Source organism: Streptomyces albidoflavus (assembly GCF_000719955.1).
GTDB lineage: Bacteria > Actinomycetota > Actinomycetes > Streptomycetales > Streptomycetaceae > Streptomyces > Streptomyces albidoflavus.
Genome location: NZ_JOII01000022.1, coordinates 41,690 through 66,803, shown reverse-complemented (window position 1 = coordinate 66,803; position 25,114 = coordinate 41,690). Strand labels below are relative to the sequence as shown.

Below are 25,114 nucleotides of genomic sequence, written 5' to 3'. Positions count from 1 at the left end.
CGGTCATGGCTCCGACCTCCCTTGACCTCACGCTCGACGCCGCCGCCCTCACCGCCGCCCTCGTCGACCTCCCCTCCGAGAGCGGTGACGAGCGCGCCCTCGCCGACGCGATCGAGGCGGCCCTGCGCCCGCTGCCGCACCTGACGGTCGACCGGTACGGCAACAACGTCGTCGCCCGCACCCGCCTCGGCCACGCCGAGCGCGTCCTGCTCGCCGGGCACATCGACACCGTGCCGATCGCGGAGAACGTCCCCTCCCGGCTCGACGAGGACGGCGTCCTGTGGGGCTGCGGCACCTGCGACATGAAGTCCGGGGTCGCCGTCCAGCTGCGCATCGCCGCCACCGTCCCCGAGCCCAACCGCGACCTCACCTTCGTCTTCTACGACAACGAGGAGGTCGCCGCCGACCTCAACGGCCTCGGCCACGTCGCCGACGCCCACCCCGACTGGCTCGAAGGGGACTTCGCCGTCCTCCTGGAGCCCTCCGACGGGCAGGTCGAGGGCGGCTGCCAGGGCACCCTGCGCGTGCTGCTGCGCACCACCGGCGAGCGCGCCCACTCGGCCCGCTCCTGGATGGGCGCGAACGCCATCCACGCCGCCGCCCCCATCCTGGACCGGCTCGCCGCCTACCAGCCGCGCTACCCGCTCATCGACAGCCTGGAGTACCGCGAGGGGCTCAACGCGGTCGGCATCGAGGGCGGCGTCGCGGGCAACGTCATCCCCGACGCCTGCACCGTCACCGTCAACTTCCGCTACGCCCCCGACCGCACCCCCGAGGAGGCCCTCGCCCACGTCAAGGAGGTCTTCGACGGCTGCGGCGTGACCGAGTTCGTGGTCGACGACCACAGCGGCGGCGCCCTGCCCGGCCTCTCCCACCCGGCCGCCGCCGCCTTCGCCGAGGCCGTGGGCGGCACCCCGATGCCCAAGTACGGCTGGACCGACGTGGCCCGCTTCAGCGCGCTCGGCGTCCCCGCCGTCAACTACGGCCCGGGCAATCCGCACCTCGCCCACCGGCGCGACGAGCGGGTCGACACCGCCAAGATCCTGGACGCCGAGAAGCGCCTGGCGGCCTGGCTGACCGCCTGAGCCGGGCCCTCACTCCCGGCCGCCCGTTCACCGCTTCCGGGCGGCCATGTCCGCTTCCGCCCGCCGTAACAGCGCTCCGCCTAGGCTGACATGGCAAGACGTCCACCGGGACCCCCGGCGGACGGTGCCGCAGTACCGGAAGGGAAGGGGAGTACATGGCCACTCCACAAGCAGCGGATGTGCCCGAGGAGCAGCGGCTCGGCCCCGTCGTGCGGCGGCGCGAGCAGATCCAGCCCGGCACCACCGACCAGCGGCTGCTGGACACCAAGAGCGACTCCAGCTGGGTGCACACCGACCCGTGGCGGGTCATGCGCATCCAGTCGGAGTTCGTCGAAGGGTTCGGGGCGCTCGCCGAACTCGGGAGCGCCATCAGTGTCTTCGGCTCGGCCCGCACCGGCCCGGAGTCCTTCGAGTACCAGACCGGCGTCGAGCTGGGCAAGGCGCTGGTGGAGGCCGGGTTCGCGGTCATCACCGGCGGCGGGCCCGGCGCCATGGAGGCGGCCAACAAGGGCGCCCGCGAGGCCGGCGGCGTCTCCGTCGGCCTCGGCATCGAGCTGCCGTTCGAGCAGGGGCTCAACCGGCACGTCGACATCGGCGTGAACTTCCGCTACTTCTTTGTCAGAAAGACAATGTTCGTGAAGTACGCGCAAGGGTTCGTGGTCCTCCCCGGGGGCCTCGGCACGCTGGACGAGCTGTTCGAGGCGCTGACGCTGGTGCAGACCCGCAAGGTCACCCGGTTCCCGATCGTGCTGTTCGGCCGGGAGTACTGGAGCGGGCTGGTCGACTGGCTGCGGGACACGGTGGTGGCGCAGGGCAAGTGCGCCGCCAAGGACCTCCTGCTCTTCCACGTCACCGACGACGTGGAGGAGGCCGTCGCCCTGGTCACCAAGGAGACCGAGCCGCGCCGCCACCCCGGCTCCGGCCCGGCCGTCGCCATCGGCTCCTGACCGCCCCGGCCCGCCGCCCCGGCACCGGCCGGGGCCGGCGGGGGGCCGACGGGGGCACAGCGCCGGTCAGCGGCCCGGGGCGCCGGTACGGGCGTACCTGCCCGGAGTGGTGCCCACCACCTTCTTGAAGTGCCGGTTCAGGTGCGACTGGTCGTAGAACCCGGCGGCCGCCGCCACCTCACCGGGCGGCAGCCCGTCGAGCAGCAGCCGCCGGGCGCGGCCCACCCGGAGCGTCGTCAGGTACCGGTGCGGCGCGATGCCGAAGGCGCCGCTGAAGGCGCGGACCAGGTGGGCGGGGTGGGCGTGCAGCAGCGCGGCCGCCTCGTCGAGGGTGAGCCCCTGGCGCAGCCGGGCGTCCAGGAGGTCCCGCAGCCGGTGGGCGAGGCCCGGGTCCGGCACCGGGCCCGTCGCGGCGAGGCGGGGCCGCAGGTGGGCGTGGAGCCGTTCGCGGATCAGCGCGAGCCTGCTCTCCGCCTCCAGCTCGTCCCCGGGCGCCGCCAGTGCCGTGTGCAGCCGGCCGACCCGGCGGCACAGCAGGGCGTCGGCCAGTTCGGGCCGGTCCACGGCCGGGCCGACGAGTTCGGGGCCGAGCTGGGTCAGGTCCAGGTACAGGACGCGTTTGCGGAAGCCGTGCGCGGTGGCCGGGGAGCCGTTGTGCGGGACGTGCGGCGGCAGCAGGGTGACCGTGTCGGCGGGGGTGCCGTGCGGGTGCCGGTCCAGGTCGTAGCGGACGGCGCCGTCGTCGACGAGGAGCAGCGTCCACACGTCGTGGACGTGCATCGGGTAGGCGTGCTCGGTGAAGCGGGCGTGGAAGACCTCCGCCACCCCCGGGACCCGGGGGCGCCACGCGTGGATCTGCTGGCCGGCCGTCACGCGAAAAACGTACAAGACCGGGCGGCGGGCCGGTCGGCAGGCTCGGGGCCATGACGACCAACGCCAACGACACCGCACCCGTCCGCTTCGACACCAAGATCGCCGTGCTGCTCCGGGACGACCTGGCCGGCTGGCAGCGGCTCAACGTGACCGCGTTCCTGGTCAGCGGGCTCGGGACGCGGCACCCCGAGGTGATCGGCGAACCCTACGAGGACGCCGACTCCACCGCCTACCTGCCGATGCTCCGCCAGCCCGTGCTGGTCTTCGAGGGGAGCAAGGAGACGCTGACCGCCGCCCACGGCAAGGCGCTGGCCCGGGCGCTGCCCCGGGCCGTCTTCACCTCCGACCTCTTCGCCACCGGCAACGACCGCGACAACCGCGCCGCCGTGCGGGCCGTCGGCAGGGACTCCCTGGACCTGGTGGGCCTCGCCGTGTACGGCCCGCGCAACGCGGTCGACAAGGTGCTCAAGGGCGCCCGTATGCACCCCTGACCAGCGGGAGCGCGCTCAGCCCGCCAGCGCGCCCAGCTCCTCCTCGGTGAGGGCGAGCCCGAAGACCTCGCGCAGGGTCGCGTCCAGAGCCTCGGGCGCGATCTCCTCGGTGGTGGTCTTCCCGTCGGGGAGCGTGGTGACGTGGGTGAGCCCGTCCAGGCTGTGGTGGGCGTCGGCGGTCATGCGCTGGGCGAAGAGCCGCCGCACGAAGGGGGAGCGCGGGTGGGTGCCCACGAAGTGGCTGGCCACGACGTAGTCGATCGGGTACTGCGCGGTGAGCGTGAAGGTGTGCCGGTCGATCCACGAGCCCGGGGAGTCCCCGGTGCCGGGCGCCGACTGGTACAGCCACCACTGGTCGATCCCGTGGGCGCCGGGGTGCCGCTCCAGCCGGTACCGCCAGCCGTCGTACGCCGCCTCGGCTCCGTCGGCCAGCTCGACGGGCCCGAGCGGACCGGCGCCGAAGCCGACGTCGCAGAGCCACCGGCGCTCGTCGTCGCGGGCGGTCACCGCGAGCAGGCCGTGGGTGGCGGGCAGCACCTTGTCGGCGCCGAGGCTGACCCGTCCCGCCAGGCCGGTGACGTGGAACCCGAACCGTTCCAGCACGGCGGCGAAGAGCCCCACGTGCTCGAAGCAGTAGCCGCCGCGCCGCCCGTGGACGAGCCGGGCCTGCACGGACGGCAGGTCGAGCGGCAGCTCCCGCCCGAGGACGGCGTGGACGTTCTCGAAGGGGATGCCCGTGGTGTGGGCGCGCTGGAGGTCACGCAGGACCGCGAGCGTGGGCTCACGCGGCCCGTCGTACCCGACCCGCGCCAGGTAGGCGTCGAGGTCGAGCAGTTCACCGGACCAGCGGTCGGGCCGGTGGTCGGTCGGGAAGGCGGCTGTCGGGATGGTCATGGCCCCAGCCTCCAACCTCGACCACGGTGGAGGTCAAGCTGGTTCCTCCGGCTACGCCAGCCCCCGCCGCGCCACCGCCGGTTCCCGGTGTCCTGCGATCGAGGCGACCATGTCGAGGACCTGGCGGGTCTCGGCCACCTCGTGGACGCGGTACACCTGGGCGCCGAGCCACGCCGAGACGGCCGTGGTCGCCAGGGTGCCGAGCAGCCGCTCCTTGACCGGGCGGTCCAGGGTTTCGCCGACGAAGTCCTTGTTGGAGAGGGAGACCAGCACCGGCCAGCCGGTGGCGGCCAGTTCGCCGAGGCGGCGGGTGGCCTCCAGGCTGTGCCGGGTGTTCTTCCCGAAGTCGTGGCCCGGGTCGATCATGATCCGGTCCCGGCGCACCCCGAGCGCCACCGCCCGCTCGGCCAGGCCCACCGTCACGTCGAGGATGTCGGCCACCACGTCCTCGTACGCGACCCGGTGCGGCCGGGTGCGCGGGCGCGCCCCGCCCGCGTGGGTGCAGACCAGCCCGGCGTCGTGGCGGGCGGCGACCTCCGCCAGCTTAGGGTCGACCCCGCCCCAGGCGTCGTTGAGCACGTCGGCCCCGGCCTCGCAGACCGCCTCGCCGACCTCGTGGCGCCAGGTGTCGACGCTGATCACCACGTCGGGGTGGCGCTCGCGGACCCGGGCGACGAAGCCGACGGTGCGGCGCGCCTCCTCGGCGGCGTCCACCTCGTCGCCGGGGCCGGCCTTGACCCCGCCGATGTCCACGATGGCCGCGCCCTCGGCGACCGCCCGGTCGACCCGCTCCAGTGCGGGCAGGTCGTCGAAGGTCGCCCCCTGGTCGTAGAAGGAGTCGGGGGTCCGGTTGACGATCGCCATGATCACCGGCTCGTGCGGCCCGAACTCACGGCGTCCCAGACGCAGCATCCGTCGTACTCCTTCTCGCTGGTGGTCGCCTGCGACCTTAACTGTCGGCCGCGCATGGCACGATCGGGGTCCGACGCGTGGCGGGCCACGGACCCGCGCGTGTGATCTCACGACGTACGAGCGGTGGAGTCCCCGAGATGGTCATGTTCGTGTTCCTGGTCATCGCGCTGGTCGTGGTGGTGGCGGCGGTGACGCTGGCCGTGGTGGGCGGCGGCTCGCGGGCCGTGCTGCCCGAGGCCGGGCCGGAGACCGTCGCCGACGCCTTCCCCGAGGACCGGCCGCTGGCCCGCGCCGACGTCGACGCGCTGCGCTTCCCCGTGGTGCTGCGCGGCTACCGGATGACCGAGGTCGACGACGCGCTCAGCCGCCTCGGCGCCGAACTCGCCGAACGGGACGCCCGCATCGCCGAGCTGGAGAGCGCCCGCGCGGGCGACCAGGCGCACGCCGTGGGCGGCCCCGGGCTCCTCGCCCCGCCCCCCGAACCGGGCGCCACCGAGGAAGGCCCGGCGGACACGCGGGGCGAGGGGGAGCAGCGATGAGCGAGACGACCACCACCGCCCCCGCCAAGGGCGTCCTGCCCGGCCCCGACGGCGCCCCGCGCTGCCCCTGGGGCCTGTCCACCGAGGACTACCTGGCCTACCACGACACCGAGTGGGGCCGCCCCGTCCACGGCGACGACGCCCTCTTCGAACGGCTCTGCCTGGAAGCCTTCCAGTCCGGCCTCTCCTGGCTCACCATCCTGCGCCGCCGGGAGACCTTCCGGGCCGCGTTCGCGGGCTTCGAGATCGCCGCCGTCGCCGAGTTCACCGAGGCCGACCGCACCCGGCTGCTCGCCGACCCCGGCATCATCCGCAACCGCGCCAAGGTCGACGCCACCCTCGCCAACGCCCGCCTGCTCGCCGACTGGCCCGAGGGCGAACTCGACGCGCTGATCTGGTCGTACGCCCCCGAGTCCGCGGGCCGCCCGGCGCCGCGCACCGTCGCCGACGTGCCCGCCGTCACCGACGCCTCGACGGCGCTGGCCAAGGAGCTGAAGAAGCGCGGCGTCCGCTTCGTCGGCCCCACCACCGCCTACGCCCTCATGCAGGCGTGCGGCCTGGTCGACGACCACCTGGCCGACTGCGTGGCGCGCGGGGGAGGCGCCCGGTGAGCGACCTGGAGCTGCGCGGCGAGCGGGTCCTGCTCCGCTCCACCACCCCCGCCGACACCGCCGCGCTCGACCGGATCGTCCGCGAGCCGGAGGTCGCGCTGTGGTGGCCGCCGCCCGAGGGGTACGAACGGATGCTCGCCGTCGTCGTGGACGGCGAGGTGATCGGCGCGATCCAGTTCAGCGAGGAGACCGACCCGGAGTTCCGCCACGCCGGCATCGACCTCTTCCTGTCGGCCCGGTGGCACGGGCAGGGCCTGGGCCCCGACGCCGTCCGCACCTTGGCCCGCTGGCTGATCGCCGAGCGCGGCCACCACCGCCTGGTCATCGACCCGGCCGCCGCCAACACGTACGCCGTGCGCAGCTACCGCAAGGTCGGCTTCGCCCCGGTCGGGATCATGCGCGCCTACTGGCGCAACCACCGCACTGGGGAGTGGGAGGACGGCCTGCTCATGGACCTGCTGGCGGCCGAACTGACCTGAGGGACGGGCCCGGGTGACATGGACGGCCGCCCCTCCGCTTCCGGGAAGGGCGGCCGTAGGTGTCCGTCGTGCCGGAGCGGCCCGGGTCAGCGGCCCAGGTACTGCGGCTCCTCCTTGGCGAGGAAGGCGCGGACCGCGATGACGTGGTCCTCGGAGGTCCCGGCGCGGGTCTGCAGCTCGTCCTCCTTCGCCAGGGACTCCTCCAGGGTGTGCCCGGCGCCGAAGGCCACCGCCTCCTTGATCGCGGAGAGCGCCACCGTCGGCCCGGCCGCCAGGCGCCGGGCCAGCTCCAGCGCGGTGGCGGCCAGCTCGTCGGCGGGGACCACGCGGTGCAGGATGCCCAGCTCCAGGGCGCGCTCGGCGGTGATGTTCTGCGGGAAGAAGAGCAGCTCCGTGGCGCGGGTGGTGCCGACCACCCGGGGCAGCGTCCAGGACAGGCCCGAGTCGGAGGAGAGCGCCACCCCGGCGAACGAGGTGTTGAACTTGGCGGTGTCCGCGGCGATCCGGTAGTCGGCGGCGAGCGCGAAGCCGAAACCGGCCCCGGCGGCGGCACCGTTGACGGCGGCCACGACCGGCTTGCGCATCCGGGTGATCGCCAGCGTGATCGGGTTGTAGTGCTCCCGGACCGTGGTCATGGTCAGCTCGGTGCCGGACTCCTTGTCCGACATGAGGTTGCCGACGTGCTCCTTGAGGTCCTGGCCCACGCAGAACGCCCGCCCGTTGGCGGTCAGCAGCACGGCGCGCACCGCGTCGTCGGCCTCGGCGGCCAGCAGCGCCTCGCGCAGGGCGACCTTGGCCTCGGTGTTGAGCGCGTTCATGGCCTCGGGTCGGTTCAGCGTGATCGTCGCGAGTCCGTCACTGACCTCGTACAGCACGGCGTCGGCCATGAGCCTGCTCCTCACAAGTTGTGCGTCCGTGGCCCGGCGCGGCACCGGGGCCCCGGCCAAGCATCCCCCAGGGCGGCCGGGCCGGTGCGGCGCGGGGGTGTGTGACCTGCGTCAAAGAAAAACGTGCCGCCAGGGTGTATGCGGCGGCGCAGTATCGCAGCCGCATCGCCGAATTGGGTGGTTTTGCTCAAGCGCGTTGCGCAAGCGATGCCGACCGATGTTGGTCATCGGGTCCGGGGATGCGGGATAATGGCCGGGAAGCAATGTGTTCGATGCCGGTGACACAGCGCCTGTCATGGGGCCGCCGGCTGCGACGAGCTGGTTTCAGGAAGGGGAACGAGCATGGCGGCCATGAAGCCGCGGACGGGTGACGGCCCGCTCGAGGTGACCAAGGAGGGGCGGGGCATCGTCATGCGGGTTCCGCTCGAAGGTGGCGGGCGACTCGTGGTCGAGCTGACCCCGGACGAGGCGGACGCATTGGGCGATGCCCTCAAGAAGGTCGTCGGCTGACACACATAGCGATGAACCTGTGACGCCGCCCCCGGCACCGTACGCGGTACCGGGGGCGGCGTCGTGCCCGGGGTCCGGTCCGCCGCCTTGACGGGGTCTCCTCAGCGCTTGACGCCGCAGAGCAGGCCGTCCCCGACCGGCACCAGCGAGGGGATCAGCGCCGGGCTCTCCCGCACCTCACGGACCAGCTCGCGCAGCCGCACCACCTCGACCGGCTGCGGCCCCGACTCCACCGTCCGGCCGTCGGCCAGCACCCCCTCGAAGCAGACGAGGCCCCCGGGGCGCAGCAGGCGCAACGATTCAGCGAGGTACTCCAGCCCCTCCGTCCGGTCCCCGTCGCAGAACACCAGGTCGTACCCGCCGTCGGCGAGGCGGGGCAGGACGTCCAGGGCGCGGCCGGGGATGAAACGGGCCCGGTTGGCGGCGAAGCCGGCCGCGCGGAACGCCTCCCGGGCGAACTGCTGGCACTCCGGCTCGGTGTCGACGGTGGTGAGGACCCCGTCCGGGCGCATCCCGCTGAGCAGGTGGATGCCGGAGACCCCGGTGCCGGTGCCGATCTCCGCCACCGCTTTGGCGTCGACCGTCGCGGAGAGCATCCGCAGCACGGCGCCGGTGGCGGGGGACACCGGCCGCAGCCCCGCCGCGTGTGCCTGGTCCCGGGCCCACAGGAGCGGCTCGTCCTCGGCTACGAAGGCGTCGGCGAACGTCCAGCCCGTCTGCCGGTTGCCGGTAATGGCCCTCTCCTGTCCCCAAAGTTGCCTGGCGGTGACTGTATCCGTTGGGGCCGGGAACCCGCAGATGGGACCGGGCGTTGGGGAGGGCAGAGAGCGGGGCGCGCCAGGCGCCCCGGCGGACGGCGACGAGGAGCGGCCCATGACGGTGGTTGCGGAGGCGGTGACGACGGCCCGCCGCCCGGCGCACACGACGCCCGGCGCGGCCGTGACCAGCGTGTTCGTGCCCGGCGCCGGAGCCGGTCCGGCCGGCGGGCGGCCCCTCGCGGCCGCCTCGGGCACCTTCCCGGGTCCCACGCCAATTCCTGGTAAAAACTCTTATCCCGAGCTAACGGCAGGGGTGGCTATGGTAGGGGCTCCACTGGACACCACCAGAGCCGACAGGGGAGGTGCGGCTGCGGCCGGTGACCGGGGAGGTGTACTCAGACGTCTTCTCAGGTCGGCCGGCGAGCCGAAATCCGTGACCGACACCGCTGACCGAAGCCTTCCGCGCCGCCGTACGCCGGCCCAGGGAGGTGCGCCCGCCGCCGAATCCGTGCAGACCGCGACCTTCGCCGCCGACGCGGACTCGCCGACGTGGACCCCGCCCAGCTGGGAGGAGATCGTCAGCAACCACAGTGGTCGCGTCTACCGCCTCGCCTACCGCCTCACGGGCAACCAGCACGACGCCGAGGACCTCACCCAGGAGGTCTTCGTCCGCGTCTTCCGCTCGCTGTCGACGTACACGCCCGGCACCTTCGAGGGCTGGCTGCACCGCATCACCACCAACCTCTTCCTGGACATGGTGCGCCGCAAGCAGCGCATCCGCTTCGACGCCCTCGCCGAGGACGCCGCCGAGCGGCTGCCCAGCCGCGAGCCCTCGCCCCAGCAGGTCTTCCAGGACACCCACTTCGACGCGGACGTGCAGCAGGCGCTGGACACCCTCGCGCCCGAGTTCCGCGCCGCCGTCGTCCTCTGCGACATCGAGGGCCTGTCGTACGAGGAGATCGCCGCGACCCTCGGCGTGAAGCTCGGCACGGTCCGCAGCCGTATCCACCGGGGCCGTTCGCAGCTGCGCAAGGCGCTCAAGCACCGTTCGCCCGAGGCCCGCGCCGAGCGCCGCTCCCTGGCCGGGGCGGTGGCTCCGCTGCTGGGAGGAGGAGGCGCGTCCACGTGAGCGGTTCACGTCCGACACCCGTCGAACAGCACCTGGGGGACCGCCTCGCCGCACTGGTCGACGGCGAGCTGGGGCACGAGGCCCGCGAGCGGGTCCTGTCCCACCTGGCGACCTGCTGCAAGTGCAAGGCCGAGGCCGACGCGCAGCGCCGCCTGAAGTCGGTCTTCGCCACGGCGGCGCCCCCGCCCCCCAGCGAGAGCTTCCTCGCCCGCCTCCAGGGCCTTCCGGCGGCCGGCCCCGAGGGGCCCACCGGTTCCGGCTCGGGCTTCGGTGCCGGGCCGCCCTTCGGCAGCTCCGCCGACTTCGGCATGGCCCCGGGCCCCTTCCGGTACGCCCCTGTCACACCGGCCGGCCCCGACGAGCCGCGCTCGGGCTTCCGCATCCACGACCTCGGGCGCGCCGAGGCCGAGCGCTCCGCCTCCCGGGGGCGCCGGTTCGCCTTCGCCGCCGCCGGTGCCGTCTCGCTGGCCGCGCTGGCGCTCGGCGGGGTCGCCGCGGGCACCCCGGTCGACACCACGGAGCGCGCGGGCGGCGGCAAGAGCAACGTCACGCCGCTGCGCACCCAGGCAGGCACCGGCCAGGCCGCCCCCGACTCCCGCAGCCGCCGGGGCGGCTCCCCGCCGGCCTTCGCCGCGCAGGGCGAGACCCGCTCCGGCCCGCGCGAGCAGGTCGGCGACGCCGCCCCGCGCCACCCGGGCACGCCCCCGCTCCTGGAGGAGCTGGAGCCGTACCCGTACTCGGCCGCGCTCCTCAAGGCGCCCGGCAAACCCGCGCCGTGGCCCCCGCGATCGGTCCCCCTGCCGCTCGCCGCACCCCAGGACGCCGCCCGCTCCGGGATCGCCGCCGCCCCGTCGGCCGGTCTCCCCGGGGTCTCCGGGCTCTCCGCCGCGCCCTGACGGGCGGCCGGGGCCCGGTGGAGGAGGCCCAGCGGGCCTCCTCCCCGTCCCTGCGGGGCGCTGAGAGCTGAGCCGGCTCTGCGCGCCTCGCCGACGGCGGTGTCGATCCCGGAGCGGGCGGCCGCGTGGCCGCGGAGCGGGCGAACCGCCCGGCCCGGAGCCCGCACCGGACTTCGTCGGCACCCCCGGGGCGGAGCCCGCCACGGCCCCTTCGAGAACCTGGTTGAATTCCCTGAGGGCCCGCGCCCGGACGCCCCGAGGGCGAGGGCGGGCCCGGCACTCGATCCGACGGAGCAAGGCGTTGTGCGTCCGCCGCACACCCGGCCCGTCATCAGGCTGCGGGGAGACCATGGACAAGGCGAAGCCCACCGGAACGCCCGACGGGACCGTGCCCGACGCGACCGGGGACTCCCACGGGACGGCGGCACAGCCCGGCGGTTCCGCGACGGCTCCCGACGCCTCCACGTCCCCCGGAACCGACACCACGACGCCTCCCCGGCCGGTCGGGCTGACCAAGGCGGACCCCGCCGAGCCCGTGGAGGTCGCCGCGCCCACCGTCCCCGGGCAGGCGGAGGAAGCAGCAGTCCCCCCGGCCACCGAGCCGCCCGCGACCGTCCCGGCCCCGCGTGCCGGCGGCGCCCCGGACGCCGTCGTCCCGGCCCAGCAGCAGGCCCCGGCCGAACGCCCCCGCCCGCTGCACGCCCCCGACCCGTACAGCACCCCGCCCTACGGCGAACCGGGGCCCTGGGCCCCCGCCCCGCCGGTCCAGCGCCCCGTCCCGACCCCGGCGCACGGCACCTACCTGCCGCCCGGCACGCCGGCCCACGGCACGCCCGTACCGCCCGTGCCCGAGGCGGGGCCGGCGCAGGGCGGGGAGTGGGGGCGTTACGACCCGTGGGCGGCGCCGGGGGCGCTGGTCGCGGAGTCCGGCGGCGGGCCCGGGGAGCGGCGCCGGGAGCGGCGGGCCGGGCGGGGGCGGCTGGTCGGGGCGGCGCTGGTGCTGGCGCTGGTCGCGGGGGCCGTCGGCGGGTACGTCGGGATGCGGCTGGAGCGGCACGGCGGACTCGGGACGGTCGAGCTGGAGCAGACGTCCGGCCAGGCCGGTGAGCGCGCCCCGGACAGCGTCGCGGGGATCGCCGCGCGGACCCTGCCCGGCGTCGTCACGCTCCACGTCAGCGGCGGCGACGGCGGGGCCCTCGGCACCGGCTTCGTGCTGGACGGGCGGGGCCACATCCTCACCAACCAGCACGTGGTGGAGTCCGCCTCGGACGGCGGGTCGATAAGAGTCACCTTCAACGGCGGCGAGACCGCCCGGGCCCGCCTGGTCGGCGGAGACCCGGGGTACGACCTGGCCGTGGTGAAGGTCTCCGGCGTCTCGGGGCTGACCCCGCTGCCGCTCGGCGACTCCGACGACGTCCGGGTCGGCGACCCGGTGGTGGCCATCGGCGCCCCCTTCGACCTGGCCAACACCGTCACCTCCGGCATCATCAGCGCCAAGGAGCGCCCCATCACGGCAGGCGGCGAGAAGGGCGACGGCACCGACATCAGCTACGTCGACGCCCTCCAGACCGACGCCCCCATCAACCCGGGCAACTCCGGCGGCCCCCTCGTCGACGAGCGCGCCCGCGTCATCGGCATCAACAGCGCCATCCACGCCGCCGGCGGCCCCGCCCGCCAGGACGACTCGGCCGGCAGCGTCGGCCTCGGCTTCGCCATCCCCGTCAACCAGGCCAAGCGGGTCGCCGAGGAACTGATCAACCACGGCCGGGCCACCCACCCGGTGATCGGGGTGACCCTCGACATGGGGTACGAGGGCGAGGGCGCCAAGGTCGGCGGCGAGGCGGCCGGGGGAGGCCCGGCCGTCACCCCGGGCGGCCCGGCCGACCGGACGGACATCGCCGCCGGTGACGTGATCACCGAGGTCGACGGCGTCCCGGTCGCCTCCGGCGAGGAGCTGATCATCAAGATCCGCTCGCACCGGCCGGGCGACCGCCTCGCCCTCACGGTGGAGCGGGACGGCGAAAGCCGCCGGGTCACCCTCGAACTGGGCTCCTCGGACCCCTCCTGAGCTGCCGTGACACCGGCGGGGCCACCGCCGCCCGGGGGCGTACCGCGGGCGGCGCGGGGGCGAACGCCGGGTGCACGGTGAGGCGGGTGGGGCGGTACGGTACCGCCCGCCGGGGCGGGCCGGGTAACGTGGAGCGGGCCCCGGTCGAGTGATGTCCCGCCGTGGGGCCGCGGACCGCCGCAAGGAGCTGCTAGGTGTTCAACGACATTGGTCTACTCGAAGTCCTGACGATCGTCGTGCTCGCCGTACTCATCTTCGGCCCCGACAAGCTCCCCAAGGTCATCCAGGACGTCGCCGGCTTCATCCGCAAGATCCGCGACTTCTCCGACAGCGCCAAGCGTGACATCCGCGAGGAACTCGGCCCCGAGTTCAAGGACTTCGAGTTCGAGGACCTCAACCCGAAGACCTTCATCCGCAAGCAGCTGGAGAACGACGACCTCGGGCTGAAGGACATCCGCGACAGCTTCGACCTCCGCAAGGAGATGGGCGACGTCGCCGACGCGGTCAACGGCCGCGAGGAGGCCGAGTCGGTCGCCGGACCCGCCGCGGACGGCCCCGTGGACCTCACCAAGCGCCCCGAGAAGAGCGCTCCCGTGGCGGCCGGCGAGCGCCCGCCCTTCGACATCGACGCCACCTGATCGCCTGGCGTCCGGACCAACCCGGCGCCCGCGCGGACCCTTCAATCCCGTGTCCCCGGAGCGGGGTGGCTATTCTCCCTGTGTTGTTGTCCGGACCGAGGACGCCCGAGGGGGGCGGGCCGCTCCGGACGGGCGAGAGCGAGGAAGGGCCGCAAGATGGAGACCACGGATAAGTCCCAGAGCGAGTCGGCGACGGTCCTGGAGGGCCCCGACGAGGAGGCCACGGCCCCCGACGAGGCGGGCGGCGGAGCCGCACCCGAGGAGGAACGGCCCGCTCCGGCGCGCCCCCGGCGCCGGGTCGCGCTCGACGGCTTCCTGGCCGCTCCGTTCCCCTGGTACGCGCTGGACGAGGCGTACACCGGGCCGCGCCGGCTCCACCACATCGGGCAGGACGCCGACGGCACCGTCCAGCACGGCTCGCTCGGCCACGGCGACGAGCCGGTGGTCCGGGCCGACCTCGGCGACGCCGACGGCCCCCGCGAGCGGTTCGCCGTGGTGGTGACGGTCGGCGACAGCCCCGTCCGCCGCACCGCCGACGGCACCGGCGTCCTGGAGGCCACCTCCGAGGCGTCGGCGGCCTGGCTGGCCGGGCAGGGCCTGCTCGCCGTGACCTGGCCCGCGCAGATGGACCACACCCTGCGCGACGACTGGCTGGAGCAGCAGACCGAGACGGCCTGGGCACTCGCCGACGACCTCCAGGGCCCCGCCTGGTCGACGCTGATGCTCCCGGTCGACGGCGTCTCCACGCCCTTCCACTACCGCGAGTCGGAGTTCGGCTGGGTCCTGGCCGGCTCCACCCCGGGCGGCGTCCACCTCGGCGCCTACGGGCGCGGGCTCAGCGCGTACGGCCTCGGCTTCGCCGTCGTCAAGGACGTGGCGGCCTACGCCGACCAGGGGTGACGCCGGGCCCGTGCTCCCCGGAGTACGGGACAGGGCGCCTCCCCGGTGGGAAGGCGCCCCGGTGGTCCGAGCGGTGCGCGGTCAGAACTTGTTGCGCGGGGTGATTCCCAGCGAAAGGCCCGAGAGGCCGCGCTGACGGCCGCCCAGCTTCCCGGCGATGGAGCGCAGCGCGCTGCCGGCGGGGGACTCGGGGTCGGTGAGGACCACCGGGCGCCCGTCGTCGCCGCCCTCGCGCAGCCGCACGTCGATCGGGATGGAGCCGAGGACCGGCACGGTGGCGCCGGTGGTGCGGGTCAGGCCGTCGGCGACGACCTGGCCGCCGCCGGTGCCGAAGACGTCGACCATCTCGTCGCAGTGCGGGCAGGGCAGCCCCGACATGTTCTCGACCACGCCGACGATCTTCTGGTGGGTCTGCACGGCGATCGAGCCGGCCCGCTCGGCGACCTCGGCGGCGGCCTGCTGCGGGGTGGTCACCACCAGGATCTCGGCGTTGGGCACCAGCTGGGCCACGGAGATGGCGATGTCGCCGGTGCCGGGCGGCAGGTCGAGCAGGAGGACGTCGAGGTCGCCCCAGAAGACGTCCGCGAGGAACTGCTGGAGCGCGCGGTGGAGCATCGGGCCGCGCCACACCACGGGGGCGTTGCCCGGGGTGAACATGCCGATCGAGATGACCTTCACGCCGTTGGCCGACGGCGGCATGATCATGTCCTCGACCTGGGTCGGGCGGCCGTCCACGCCGAGCATCCGGGGCACGCTGTGGCCGTAGATGTCCGCGTCGACCACGCCGACCTTGAGGCCGTCGGCGGCCATCGCGGCGGCCAGGTTGACCGTCACCGAGGACTTGCCGACGCCGCCCTTGCCGGAGGCGACCGCGTAGACCCGGGTGAGCGAGCCGGGCTTGGCGAAGGGCACTTCGCGCTCGGCGGTGCCGCCGCGCAGGGCGTTCGCCAGCTCGCGGCGCTGCTCGTCGCTCATCACGTCGAGGCTGACCTCGACGGAGGTGACCCCCTCGACGGCCTGCACCGCGTCGGTCACCCGCTGGGTGATGGTCTCGCGCATGGGGCAGCCGGAGATGGTGAGGTACACCGTGACGGCGACCGCTCCGTCCGGGCCGATCTCCACCGATTTGACCATGCCGAGTTCGGTGATCGGCCGATGGATCTCGGGGTCGTCCACTGTCGCCAGTGCCTCGCGCACCGCGTCTTCCGTAGCTGCCATACCCCCGATAGTACGGGGGCCGTCCAGGCTTTCCGGAAGGGCGGGGGAGGGGCCGGGGCGGGTGCGGGAGCGCGATGCTACTGGTCAGTAGGGGCGGGGGTGGTCCGCTGTCTGATTGGTCACGCCGTATCAGCCCCGGTCGGGGCCGCCCTCGCCGGGCCGGTGCTCCCCGCGCCCGGCACCCTCCTCCACCGGCCGGCCCCGCTCGTCCAGCTCGCGCAGCAGGTCCTGGAGCTCGGAGCGGATCCAGTCGCGGGTCGCCACCTCGCCGAGGTTCTGCCGCAGCGCGGCCACCTCGCGGCTGAGGAACTCCGTGTCCGCGATCGACCGCTCGTTCTGCTTGCGGTCCTGCTCCAGGTTGACCTTGTCGCGGTCGTCCTGCCGGTTCTGCGCCAGCAGGATCAGCGGGGCCGCGTACGACGCCTGGAGGGAGAGGGCCAGGGTCAGGAAGATGAACGGGTACTCGTCGAAGCGCAGGGAGTCGGGGACGGTGACGTTCCACACCACCCACATGATGATGATGACCGTCATCCAGACGATGAACCGGCCCGTCCCGAGGAACCGCGCGATCCGCTCCGAGAGCCGCCCGAAGGCGTCCGGGTCGTACTCCGGGAGCACCCGGCGGCGCGGGGCGCGCGGCACGTCGAGGCGGATGCGGGGACGCGCCGACTCGTTCACCCGGCGCTCGCGCTCGCGGCTCTCGCGCGCCTCCCGGTCCTCGCGCGTCTCCTTCCCCCGCTCACTCATCGTTCTCCTCCCCCGACAGCAGGAACTCCGTCTCGCGCCAGTCGTCCGGCAGCAGGTGGTCCAGGACGTCGTCGACCGTCACCGCGCCCAGCAGCGACCCGCTCTCGTCGACCACGGCCGCCGCCACGATGTCGTACGTCGCGAAGAACCCGGCCACCGCGCGCAGCGGCGTCTCCGGCGACAGCGGCTGGAGGTCGTCGTCGAGCATCGCGCTGACCAGCGTGTACGGCGGGTCGCGCAGCAGCCGCTGGAAGTGCACCGTGCCCAGGTACTTGCCGGTCGGGGTCTGGTCGGGCGGCCGGCAGACGTAGACCTGCGCGGCCAGCGCCGGGGAGAGGTCGGGGTTGCGCACCCGGGCCAGCGCGTCCGCGACCGTCGAGTCGGGCCGCACCACCACCGGCTCGGTGGTCATCAGCCCGCCCGCCGTCCGCTCCTCGTACGCCATCAGCCGCCGCACGTCGGCGGCGTCGCCCGGCTGCATCAGGGTGAGCAGCCGCTCCTTCTCCTCCTCCGGCAGCTCCGCCAGCAGGTCGGCCGCGTCGTCCGGGTCCATCGCCTCCAGGACGTCGGCGGCCCGCTCCTCCTTGAGCTTGCCGAGGATCTCGATCTGGTCGTCCTCCGGCAGCTCCTCCAGCACGTCGGCGAGCCGGTCGTCCTGGAGCGCCGCCGCCACCTCCGCCCGGCGCTTGGGGGAGAGGTGGTGCAGGACGTTGGCGAGGTCGGCCGGGCGCAGCTGCTCGAAGGTGGCCAGCAGGCTCTCCGCGCCCTGGCCCTCCTCCTCCAGCGAGAACCCGGTGACCGCCGACCACTCGACGGTCAGCGTCTCCCCGCGCCGCCGCAGCGCGCCGCCGCGTCCCTTGCGGACGAAGACCCGGTCGATCTCCCAGTCGCGGCGGGCCGGGAGCTGACGGATCGACACGTCGAGGACGGTGGCCTCCTCGTCGGTTTCCAGCAGCCGCACCCGCCGGTCCAGCAGCTCACCGATGACCAGCCGCTCGGTGGGCCGCTGCTCGAACCGCCGGACGTTGAGCACGCCGGTGGTGATGACCTGGCCGGACTCGATGCCGGTGACGCGGGTGATGGGCAGGAAGATGTGGCGGCGCGTCGCCACCTCCACCACGAGACCCAGCAGCCGCGGGGGCCTGCGCCCCACCCGCAACATCGCCACCAGGTCCCGCACCCGGCCGACCTGGTCGCCGTTGGGGTCGAAGACGGCGACACCGGACAGGTGCGAGACGAAGATCCTCGGAGTGCCTCCCGCCATGGGCCGCGCCACCTCCTCCTCGGGGACAGATGTATGACCTGTTGCGCGTTCCCCAAGATCGGCAACGGAATCAGGCTAGCCCGTCCGGGGCCCCGCCGCCCGGCCCCGAGGTCCGTACGGCCCGACGGGCGCGAGGCGCGGAGCGCTCCTCCCGGCCGCGGAAGGGGGACCTCCGGACGGCGGCTGTGACCCCGGGTACGCTGCCGTACTGCCGCGTACGGCAGCCGGCCGGCCCGCCCCGCGTGCGGCCACCACGACGCCCCCCGACGAGAGGCAGCGACCGACGTGACTGTGATTTCCCCGGGGAGCCACCCTCTGGGCCGTGCCCGCAAGGCCGCGCCGCGTACGACGGCCCTCTGTGCGGGGCTGGTCGCCGGGATCACCGCGCTCACCGGCTGCTCCTCGCCCGACCCCGACGAGGGCACCAACGGCGTGGGCAAGCTCTCCGCCGCCCAGATCCACGCCAAGGCCAAGAAGGCCGCCGGGGCCTCCGCCACCGTCCGCCTCACCGGCTCGCTGATCAGCGAGGGCGAGACCTTCAAGCTCGACATGCAGCTGAAGGAGGACGGTGGGCTCGGCAAGGTCACGTCGAAGAACGGCGAGTTCCAGCTGATGCGGGTGGGCGAGCAGCTCTTCCTCAAGGCCCGGGCCGACTTCTGGACCCACGACAAGGGCGACGGCAAGTCCACCGAGGCCGACAGCGAGGCCGCCGACAAGCTGGACGGCATGTTCGTGAAGGTCCCCGAGGGCGATCCCGCCTACAAGCAGCTCACCACCTTCACCGACAAGGACGTCCTCCTCGAAGGACTGCTCACCCTGCACGGCAAGGTCGCCACCGGCGACCGGGGCAGCGTCGGAGGGACCCGCACCATCGCCGTCTCCGGCGACGGCGGGGCGGGCGGCACCCTCGACGTCTCCCTGGAGGGCACCGCGTACCCGCTGCGCCTCACACGGGCCGGGGACGCGGGCGAGCTGCGGATGCGCGACTGGAACGAGAAGTTCACCCTCAAGGCCCCGGCCGAGGACGAGATGGTCGACTACGGCCGCGAACTGCCCAGCGACTGACCGGGCGGGCGCCTCACTTGCGCCCCTTGCGCCGCCCCCGCCCGAACAGCAGCTTGGGAAGGGCCGCCGGGACCGGCTCGCGGGTGGTCGCCGGGGTCGCGGCGGGCGGCTCGGCGAGGCTGGAGTCGGGCAGCGGCTCGACGGTCCCGGTCGGGGTGAGGCGGACGACGCGGCAGCCCCCGGCCCAGCGTTCGGTCAGGTGCTCGCTGTCGGGGGCGTTGAGCCGCTTGCCCTTCAGTTCGGCGACGGCCGCCTCCCACGCCTCGGTCCCCGGCGCCACCTCGGACACCGCGGCCCGCCAGGTCAGCAGGCGCCCGCCCTTGTCCTTGCTGCGGACCGTCACCGACGCCTGGCCGCCGTCGGTCAGCTCCGGCAGCGGCTGCTCGCCCGGGCCGTCGCCGACCAGCACCGCCGCGCCGTCCAGCCACACGTGCCACACCGGCCGGGCCGCCCTCGGGCCGCCCTGGACCCAGATGAGCCCCGACTTCTTGGTGGCCTCCTCGATGAGGGCCCGCTCCAGCAGCGTCGTCTGCGTCATGGGCTCAGCGTAGAGGCAGCCGTTCAGGCCGGACGGCGGGCCTCGACCAGGGTGCGGGTGGAGTGGGCGACGAAGGGGCCCTCGGCGGTGATCCGCCCGTGCAGCTCGCGCAGCTTGTCGCGGTACGCCTCGACGGTGAAGCCCGGCACCGTCCACACCACCTTGCGCAGGAAGTGGACGACGGCGCCGATGTCGTGGAACTCCATCCGCAGCCGCTCGGTGCGCTGGTGGGTCATCTCCAGCCCCGCCTCCTCCGCCTGGGCCCGTTCGGCCTCGGGATGGCGCAGCCTGCGGACCTCGCCGCCGAGCGGGCCGAGGAAGAACTCGCTCAGCTCGAAGACGGTCTCCGGGCCGACGTGCTGGGCGAAGTAGGTGCCGCCGGGCGCCAGCACCCGGGCGATCTCCGGCCACCACACGGTCGCCGGGTGGCGGCTGGTGACCAGGTCGAAGGCGCCGTCGGCGAAGGGCAGCGGCGGCTCCTCGGGACCGGCGACGACGACCACGCCGCGCGGCTGGAGGAGCCGGGTGGCGCGGACCAGGTTCGGCGGCCAGGACTCGGTGGCGGCCATCGCCGGCGGGTACGGGCCCGCCCCCGCGAGCACCTCGCCGCCGCCGGTCTGGAGGTCGAGGGCGGCGCGGACGGCGGGGTCGGCGAGCCGACCGGCCAGCAGCCGCTGGTACCCCCAGGAGGGGCGTTCCTCGGTGGCCCGCCCCTCGAACCAGGAGAAGTCCCAGCCGTCGACCGGGGCCGCCTCGGCCTCGGCCACCAGCGCGTCGAAGCCGGCCTCCGGGGCGGAGCCGGGGGAGCGGGGGGCGGGGGTGTCGGAAGAGCTGTGCGGCATCAGGCCATCATGGCCGCGACCCGGGTCCCGGACCACCGTTTTCCCCGGTCCGGGACCCGGCACCCTGGTGCTCAGAGCCAGCCGTTCCGCTTCAGCGTGCGGTGGATGGCGATACAGGTGCCGAAGATCACGCCGAGCACCAGCGGATAGCCGAACTTCCACTCCACTTCCGGCATGTACTCGAAGTTCATGCCGTAGACGCCGCAGATCATCGTGGGGACGGCGATGATCGCCGCCCAGGAGGTGATCTTCCGCATGTCCGAGTTCTGGGCGAGAGTGGCCTGCGCCAGGTTGGCCTGGAGGATCGAGTTGAGCAGCTCGTCGAAGCCGAGGACGTGCTCCTGGACCCGCGTCAGGTGGTCGGCGACGTCGCGGAAGTACTTCTGGATGTCCGGGTCGATCAGCCGCATCGGGCGCTCGCTGAGCAGCTGGAGGGGGCGCGACAGCGGTGCCACCGCCCGCTTGAACTCCAGCACCTCCCGCTTGAGCTGGTAGATGCGCCCCGCGTCGACGCCCCGCGAGGTGCCCTTGCCCGGCGCGGTGAAGACCTCCGTCTCCACCTCGTCGATGTCGTCCTGCATCGCGTCGGCCACCGCGAGGTAGCCGTCGACGATGTGGTCCGCTATGGCGTGCAGCACCGCCGAGGGGCCCTTCGCCAGCAGCTCGGGGTCCTCCTGGAGACGGCGGCGGAGCGCCCGCAGCGAGCCCTGGCCGCCGTGCCGGACGGTGATGAAGAAGTCCCGGCCGGTGAAGCACATGACCTCGCCGGTCTCCACCACCTCGCTGGTGGCGGTGAGTTCGGCGTGGTCGACGTAGTGGATGGTCTTGAAGACGGTGAACAGGGTGTCGTCGTACCGCTCCAGCTTCGGCCGCTGGTGGGCGTGGACGGCGTCCTCCACGGCGAGCGGGTGCAGCCCGAACTCGGCGGCGATCCCGGCGAATTCCTCCTCGGTCGGCTCGTGCAGGCCGATCCAGGCGAAGCCGCCGCCACGGCGGACCCGCAGCATCGCCTCGTGCGGCGTGAGCGGCTCCTCGTGGACGAGGCGGCGGCCGTCCCGGTAGACGGCGCAGTCCACCACGGCGGAGTGGGCGGAGGCGGAACGGGTGGTGTCGTAGGCGGCGCCGGAGGGGCTGGCCTTGCGCAGCGAGGGCCGGACGGCGGCACGCAGGTCACGGATCATCGACATGGGGCGGACTCCTTGCGACGGGGCCGCCGCCGGGTGGAACTACCCGGAATGGGGACGTCCGGACCAGGGCGGCCGGCTCATCCGCAAAGCGGGGAGCACCGCACCGGCATGCTGGCGGCCAACGCGGCTGAACGGGGATGGGGCGTGGTGCCTGGAGCCCTTCCGTCGAGCCGCGCGGAGGGAAGACCGAGAGGTTTCGCCGGGCCGGGCCCGGGTAGTTCAGCTTCGGTTCCGCGGAGAGCGGCTAGCGGCGGCGACGTTGCCGCCGGAGGGAAGGGCGGGTCGTACTGCACGGTCGACTTCGATCCATGACAGCCCCACCTCCTCCGGCCGGTCCCCCTTGAGGGATGACGATGTCGGGCGAGAAAGCGCGCTCGGCGCGCTGGCCTGACCGGCGGCCCAGACTAGCAGCAGCCCGGTGTGTCAAGACCCCACTTTGCCTGTTCCATACGCGGCAGTTCACCCGCTGTGGCCCGCCTCACGCCCGCGGTTGCGCCACCCGGCCGTACCGCCGGCCCTCGCCCCCGCGCCCGCCCCGGAGCCGCGCGAGGGCGCCGGTTAGGGTCACGGCATGGCTGATGTACTCCCGCTGGTCGAGGCCCGGCTGCGCAGCGCGCTCGGCGAACCCGACGCCCGCGCCGCGATCACCTTCCTCGGCACCGACCGCGTCGAGGTGCTGCGCTTCCTCGACGCGGGTGCCCCCGGACCCGCCGCCGCGGCCGACCGGCCCCTGGTGCGGTACGCCACCCTCGGCATGTCCGCCCAGCCGATGGCCGACCCCACGGCCACCCTGGCCGACCCGGTCAAGGGCCCCCGCGCCGAGCTGGTGCTGACCGTGGCCGCCGGGGTCGCCGACACGGACAAGGTGCTCCGCCCGCTCGCCGTCCTGGCCGCCTCCCCGCAGGTGGAAGGGGTGATCGTGGCCCCGGGCGCCTCGCTGGACGTCGGTGAGCCGCTCTGGCCCGGGGCGCCCTTCAGCTCCGTACTGGTCGCCGAGCCGGGCGGGCTGGTGGAGGACCTGGAGCTGGACGACCCGATGGAGCCGGTCCGCTTCCTGCCGCTGCTGCCGATGACGCCCAACGAGGCCGCCTGGAAGCGGGTGCACGGCGCCCAGGCCCTCCAGGAGCGCTGGCTCACCCATGAGACCGACCTGCGCGACCCGCACCGCGCCTCGGTGCCGCTGGACTGACCCGGGCCCCGGTCCGTACACAGGCGGCGGGCCGTCCACCCCCCAGGGAGGACGGCCCGCCGTGCTGTGGCCACGGTGCGGCATTCACTCGGCGAAGACGGCGACCCCGTCCTCCACGGCGTGGCGCGGCTCCTCCTCGGCGGCCTCCTCGGCCAGGGCGCGGCGGCGGACCCAGACCACGCCCGCGCCGAGAACCGCGGTGACGGCCGCGACCACGAACGGGATGTGCAGGTTGGTCCACTCCTCGATCTTCGGGGCGAAGAACGGGGCGGCCGCCGCCGCGAACCAGCGCACGAAGTTGTACCCGGCGCTCGCCACCGGCCGGGGCGCGTCCGAGACGCCCAGCGCCAGCTCGGTGTAGACGGTGTTGTTGACGCCGATGAAGGCACCGGCGAGGACGGTGCAGACGATGGCGACGGTGTGGTTGCCGTAGCCGAGCACCAGAACGTCCACCGCGAGCAGCAGCAGCGAGCCGCCGAGCACCTTCAGCGAGCCGAACCGCCGCTGGAGGCGCGGGGCGACCAGCACCGAGAAGACGGCGAGCAGCAGGCCCCAGGCGAAGAAGACGGCGCCGGACTTGTACGGGGTCATGTTCAGCACGAACGGGGTGAAGGCCAGCACCGTGAAGAACGTGTAGTTGTAGAAGAAGGCCGAGGCCGCGACCGAGGCGAGGCCGCCGTGGCCGAGCGCCTTGACGGGGTCGAGCAGAGTCGTCTTCCGGGCGGGCTTCGGCTGCTCCTTGAGCAGGGCGGTGATGGCGAGGAAGCCGATGGCCATCAGCGCGGCCGTGCCGAAGAACGGGTACCGCCAGCTGGCGTCACCGAGGACGGCACCGAGCAGCGGGCCGCAGGCCATGCCGAGGCCGAGCGCCGACTCGTAGAGCAGGATCGCCGCGGCGCTGCCGCCGGCCGCGGCGCCGACGATCACGGCGAGCGAGGTCGAGACGAAGAGGGCGTTGCCCAGGCCCCAGCCGGCCCGGAAGCCGACCAGTTCGCCGACCGAGTCCGAGGTCCCGGAGAGCGCCGCGAAGACCACCACCAGGGCGAGACCGAGCAGCAGCGTCTTGCGCCCGCCTATCCGGCTGGAGACGAACCCGGTGACCAGCATCGCCACGGCGGTGATCAGGAAGTACGAGGTGAAGAGCAGGGAGACCTGGGAGGCGCTGGCGTCCAGGCCCTGCGCGATCGAGGGGAGGATCGGGTCGACGAGGCCGATCCCCATGAAGGCGACGACCGAGGCGCCGGCCGTGGCCCAGACGGCCATGGGCTGCCGCAGCAGCGAGGGGCGCCCGGCGCCGTGGGTGAGGGGATCCGGCTCCGCGGTCTCGCTCCGCATGGTTCCGCTCCTTCTGCCTGGGGGGTGAGGTACGTCCACGATAAGTTAGCCAAGCTAATTAGTGCAAGCTACATCTATCTGGATGTGACGCACCAGTCGTCCCCGCCCCCGTCCCCCGCCCCTCGGCGTGTCGGCTTGCCCGGCGCGTCCCGTTATCCTCTTCTACGGGCCCGTACGCGCGGCCCGCAGAAGAGTCCGCCCCCCCCACGTCTGGAGTACCGCGTCGTGCGCATCGACCTGCACACCCACTCCACGGCGTCGGACGGCACGGACACCCCCGCCGCGCTGGTACGCGCCGCCGCCGCGCAGGGCCTGGACGTCGTCGCGCTCACCGACCACGACACCACCCGCGGCCACGCCGAGGCGGCGGCCGCGCTCCCCGAGGGGCTCACCCTCGTCCCGGGCGCCGAACTCTCCTGCCGCCTCACCGGGCCCGACGGCCCCATGGGCGTGCACATGCTGGCCTACCTCTTCGACCCGGACGAGCCGGAACTGCTGCGCCAGCGCGAACTGGTCCGCGACGACCGGGTGCCGCGCGCCCGCGCCATGGTCGACAAGCTCCGCGCCCTCGGCGTCGACGTGACCTGGGAGCAGGTCGCCCGGATCGCCGGGGACGGCTCGGTCGGGCGCCCCCACCTCGCCGAGGCGCTGGTGGAGCTGGGCGTGGTCGCCTCGGTCTCCGACGCCTTCACCGAGGAGTGGCTGGCCGACGGCGGCCGGGCGTACGCCCCCAAGCACGAGCTGGACCCCTTCGAGGCGGTCCGCCTGGTCAAGGCCGCCGGCGGCGTCACCGTCCTCGCCCACCCGCGCGCCGCCAAGCGCGGCCACGTGGTGCCCGAGGAGGCCGTCGCCCGTCTCGCCGAGGCCGGGCTCGACGGCGTCGAGGCCGACCACGCCGAGCACGGCCCTGCCGACCGCGCCCGGGTCCGCGCCCTCGCGGCCGAGCTCGGCCTGCTCGTCACCGGCTCCAGCGACTACCACGGCACCCGCAAGGACATCGCCCTCGGCGCCCACACCACCGACCCCGAGATCTACGGCGAGATCACCCGCCGGGCCACGGGGGCCTTCCCGGTCCCCGGCGCCGGCGGACGCCCGCGCGCCTGACCGGCCGG

Annotated in this window: 27 protein-coding genes; 15 read left to right on the top strand and 12 right to left on the bottom strand. The window is 74.1% G+C overall.

All coding sequences use genetic code 11. From position 1 onward, the window contains the following. The first annotated feature begins 5 nt into the window (after positions 1-5). The gene (dapE, locus tag IF45_RS0121365) at positions 6-1,085 is read left to right on the top strand and encodes a succinyl-diaminopimelate desuccinylase (RefSeq protein ID WP_008408439.1); all 1,080 of its coding nucleotides are present in this window, start codon (positions 6-8) and stop codon (positions 1,083-1,085) included. A gap of 155 nt (positions 1,086-1,240) precedes the next feature. Beyond that, on the top strand, positions 1,241-2,032 hold the full coding sequence (locus tag IF45_RS0121360) for an LOG family protein (protein WP_008408441.1): 792 nt from the start codon (positions 1,241-1,243) through the stop codon (positions 2,030-2,032). Between the two features lie 66 nt (positions 2,033-2,098). Here IF45_RS0121360 and IF45_RS0121355 read toward each other — a convergent pair whose 3' ends face one another. Next, positions 2,099-2,905: an AraC family transcriptional regulator gene (locus tag IF45_RS0121355; protein ID WP_008408443.1), complete on the bottom strand. Its 807-nt coding sequence runs from the start codon at positions 2,903-2,905 to the stop codon at positions 2,099-2,101. 50 nt (positions 2,906-2,955) lie between these two features. Here IF45_RS0121355 and IF45_RS0121350 point away from each other — a divergent pair, with 50 nt between their 5' ends. Further along, positions 2,956-3,396, top strand: coding sequence for a DUF2000 domain-containing protein (locus IF45_RS0121350; RefSeq protein WP_003950677.1), 441 nt, complete (start codon positions 2,956-2,958; stop codon positions 3,394-3,396). A 15-nt stretch (positions 3,397-3,411) separates the two neighbouring features. Here IF45_RS0121350 and IF45_RS0121345 read toward each other — a convergent pair whose 3' ends face one another. After that, positions 3,412-4,290, bottom strand: a complete 879-nt coding sequence (locus IF45_RS0121345) for an arylamine N-acetyltransferase family protein (RefSeq protein ID WP_008408445.1) — start codon at positions 4,288-4,290, stop codon at positions 3,412-3,414. A gap of 51 nt (positions 4,291-4,341) precedes the next feature. Beyond that, positions 4,342-5,202 (bottom strand): dihydropteroate synthase, encoded by an 861-nt coding sequence (gene folP, locus IF45_RS0121340; RefSeq protein ID WP_003950679.1) that lies wholly within the window; start codon positions 5,200-5,202, stop codon positions 4,342-4,344. Between the two features lie 137 nt (positions 5,203-5,339). Between folP and IF45_RS0121335 the strand changes: the two genes are divergently transcribed. From IF45_RS0121335 to aac(6'), 3 genes are read left to right on the top strand one after another with little or no spacing between them, the layout of a single operon-like run. Next, positions 5,340-5,741 carry a DivIVA domain-containing protein gene (locus tag IF45_RS0121335; protein WP_008408447.1) on the top strand — a complete coding sequence of 134 codons (402 nt, stop codon included), beginning with the start codon at positions 5,340-5,342 and terminating at the stop codon, positions 5,739-5,741. Further along, on the top strand, positions 5,738-6,352 hold the full coding sequence (locus IF45_RS0121330) for a DNA-3-methyladenine glycosylase I (protein ID WP_008408450.1): 615 nt from the start codon (positions 5,738-5,740) through the stop codon (positions 6,350-6,352). The genes IF45_RS0121335 and IF45_RS0121330 overlap by 4 nt, the downstream gene beginning before the upstream one ends. A 5-nt stretch (positions 6,353-6,357) precedes the next feature. After that, on the top strand, positions 6,358-6,831 hold the full coding sequence (gene aac(6') / locus IF45_RS0121325; protein WP_093560236.1) for an aminoglycoside 6'-N-acetyltransferase: 474 nt from the start codon (positions 6,358-6,360) through the stop codon (positions 6,829-6,831). Between the two features lie 86 nt (positions 6,832-6,917). On the opposite strand, the gene chcB is transcribed toward aac(6'), so the two are convergent. After that, positions 6,918-7,718 carry a 2-cyclohexenylcarbonyl CoA isomerase gene (gene chcB / locus IF45_RS0121320; RefSeq protein ID WP_008408452.1) on the bottom strand — a complete coding sequence of 267 codons (801 nt, stop codon included), beginning with the start codon at positions 7,716-7,718 and terminating at the stop codon, positions 6,918-6,920. A 342-nt stretch (positions 7,719-8,060) separates the two neighbouring features. On the opposite strand from chcB, the gene IF45_RS32505 reads away from it, so the two are divergent. Next, on the top strand, positions 8,061-8,228 hold the full coding sequence (locus tag IF45_RS32505) for a DUF3117 domain-containing protein (RefSeq protein WP_003966491.1): 168 nt from the start codon (positions 8,061-8,063) through the stop codon (positions 8,226-8,228). A gap of 101 nt (positions 8,229-8,329) precedes the next feature. Here the strand turns inward: IF45_RS32505 and IF45_RS0121310 are convergent, their stop codons facing one another. Then, positions 8,330-9,103: an O-methyltransferase gene (locus tag IF45_RS0121310; RefSeq protein WP_370443958.1), complete on the bottom strand. Its 774-nt coding sequence runs from the start codon at positions 9,101-9,103 to the stop codon at positions 8,330-8,332. A gap of 202 nt (positions 9,104-9,305) precedes the next feature. Here IF45_RS0121310 and sigE point away from each other — a divergent pair, with 202 nt between their 5' ends. The 5 genes from sigE (at position 9,306) to IF45_RS0121285 (ending at position 14,617) form a co-directional block, all read left to right on the top strand. Then, the gene (gene sigE / locus IF45_RS0121305; protein ID WP_015507139.1) at positions 9,306-10,115 is read left to right on the top strand and encodes an RNA polymerase sigma factor SigE; all 810 of its coding nucleotides are present in this window, start codon (positions 9,306-9,308) and stop codon (positions 10,113-10,115) included. Continuing rightward, on the top strand, positions 10,112-11,011 hold the full coding sequence (locus IF45_RS0121300; RefSeq protein ID WP_008404908.1) for a zf-HC2 domain-containing protein: 900 nt from the start codon (positions 10,112-10,114) through the stop codon (positions 11,009-11,011). Before sigE ends, IF45_RS0121300 begins: the two co-directional genes overlap by 4 nt. A 349-nt stretch (positions 11,012-11,360) precedes the next feature. After that, positions 11,361-13,079 carry a trypsin-like peptidase domain-containing protein gene (locus IF45_RS0121295; protein WP_008404906.1) on the top strand — a complete coding sequence of 573 codons (1,719 nt, stop codon included), beginning with the start codon at positions 11,361-11,363 and terminating at the stop codon, positions 13,077-13,079. Positions 13,080-13,273: 194 nt separating this feature from the next. Further along, positions 13,274-13,717, top strand: a complete 444-nt coding sequence (locus tag IF45_RS0121290) for a sec-independent translocase (RefSeq protein ID WP_003950689.1) — start codon at positions 13,274-13,276, stop codon at positions 13,715-13,717. Positions 13,718-13,873: 156 nt separating this feature from the next. Beyond that, on the top strand, positions 13,874-14,617 hold the full coding sequence (locus IF45_RS0121285) for a hypothetical protein (protein WP_008404903.1): 744 nt from the start codon (positions 13,874-13,876) through the stop codon (positions 14,615-14,617). An 81-nt stretch (positions 14,618-14,698) separates the two neighbouring features. Here IF45_RS0121285 and IF45_RS0121280 read toward each other — a convergent pair whose 3' ends face one another. From IF45_RS0121280 to IF45_RS0121270, 3 genes are all read right to left on the bottom strand, one after another. Further along, the gene (locus IF45_RS0121280; protein ID WP_030308964.1) at positions 14,699-15,835 is read right to left on the bottom strand and encodes an Mrp/NBP35 family ATP-binding protein; all 1,137 of its coding nucleotides are present in this window, start codon (positions 15,833-15,835) and stop codon (positions 14,699-14,701) included. A 129-nt stretch (positions 15,836-15,964) separates the two neighbouring features. Beyond that, complete coding sequence (locus IF45_RS0121275) at positions 15,965-16,582, bottom strand: DUF1003 domain-containing protein (protein ID WP_003950693.1); 618 nt, start codon at positions 16,580-16,582, stop codon at positions 15,965-15,967. After that, entirely contained in the window at positions 16,575-17,846 is a 1,272-nt protein-coding gene (locus tag IF45_RS0121270; RefSeq protein WP_030308963.1) for a magnesium transporter MgtE N-terminal domain-containing protein, read from the bottom strand. The genes IF45_RS0121275 and IF45_RS0121270 overlap by 8 nt, the downstream gene beginning before the upstream one ends. Positions 17,847-18,137: 291 nt before the next feature. Here IF45_RS0121270 and IF45_RS0121265 point away from each other — a divergent pair, with 291 nt between their 5' ends. Continuing rightward, positions 18,138-18,911, top strand: coding sequence for a hypothetical protein (locus IF45_RS0121265; RefSeq protein ID WP_003950695.1), 774 nt, complete (start codon positions 18,138-18,140; stop codon positions 18,909-18,911). Positions 18,912-18,924: 13 nt separating this feature from the next. On the opposite strand, the gene IF45_RS0121260 is transcribed toward IF45_RS0121265, so the two are convergent. The 3 genes from IF45_RS0121260 to IF45_RS0121250 all read right to left on the bottom strand — a co-directional run bounded on the left by IF45_RS0121260 (position 18,925) and on the right by IF45_RS0121250 (position 21,478). Next, positions 18,925-19,449 (bottom strand): hypothetical protein, encoded by a 525-nt coding sequence (locus tag IF45_RS0121260; RefSeq protein WP_003950696.1) that lies wholly within the window; start codon positions 19,447-19,449, stop codon positions 18,925-18,927. A 23-nt stretch (positions 19,450-19,472) separates the two neighbouring features. After that, a complete protein-coding gene (locus tag IF45_RS0121255; RefSeq protein WP_030308962.1) occupies positions 19,473-20,291 on the bottom strand; it encodes a class I SAM-dependent methyltransferase in 819 nt (272 codons plus the stop codon). A gap of 71 nt (positions 20,292-20,362) precedes the next feature. Continuing rightward, positions 20,363-21,478, bottom strand: a complete 1,116-nt coding sequence (locus IF45_RS0121250; protein WP_003950698.1) for a magnesium and cobalt transport protein CorA — start codon at positions 21,476-21,478, stop codon at positions 20,363-20,365. Between the two features lie 571 nt (positions 21,479-22,049). Here IF45_RS0121250 and IF45_RS0121245 point away from each other — a divergent pair. Next, positions 22,050-22,667 carry a suppressor of fused domain protein gene (locus IF45_RS0121245; protein ID WP_003950699.1) on the top strand — a complete coding sequence of 206 codons (618 nt, stop codon included), beginning with the start codon at positions 22,050-22,052 and terminating at the stop codon, positions 22,665-22,667. An 84-nt stretch (positions 22,668-22,751) separates the two neighbouring features. Here IF45_RS0121245 and IF45_RS0121240 read toward each other — a convergent pair whose 3' ends face one another. Further along, positions 22,752-24,002 carry an MFS transporter gene (locus IF45_RS0121240; RefSeq protein WP_010642487.1) on the bottom strand — a complete coding sequence of 417 codons (1,251 nt, stop codon included), beginning with the start codon at positions 24,000-24,002 and terminating at the stop codon, positions 22,752-22,754. 225 nt (positions 24,003-24,227) lie between these two features. Here IF45_RS0121240 and IF45_RS0121235 point away from each other — a divergent pair, with 225 nt between their 5' ends. Beyond that, the gene (locus IF45_RS0121235; protein WP_003950701.1) at positions 24,228-25,106 is read left to right on the top strand and encodes a PHP domain-containing protein; all 879 of its coding nucleotides are present in this window, start codon (positions 24,228-24,230) and stop codon (positions 25,104-25,106) included. Positions 25,107-25,114: the final 8 nt, after the last annotated feature.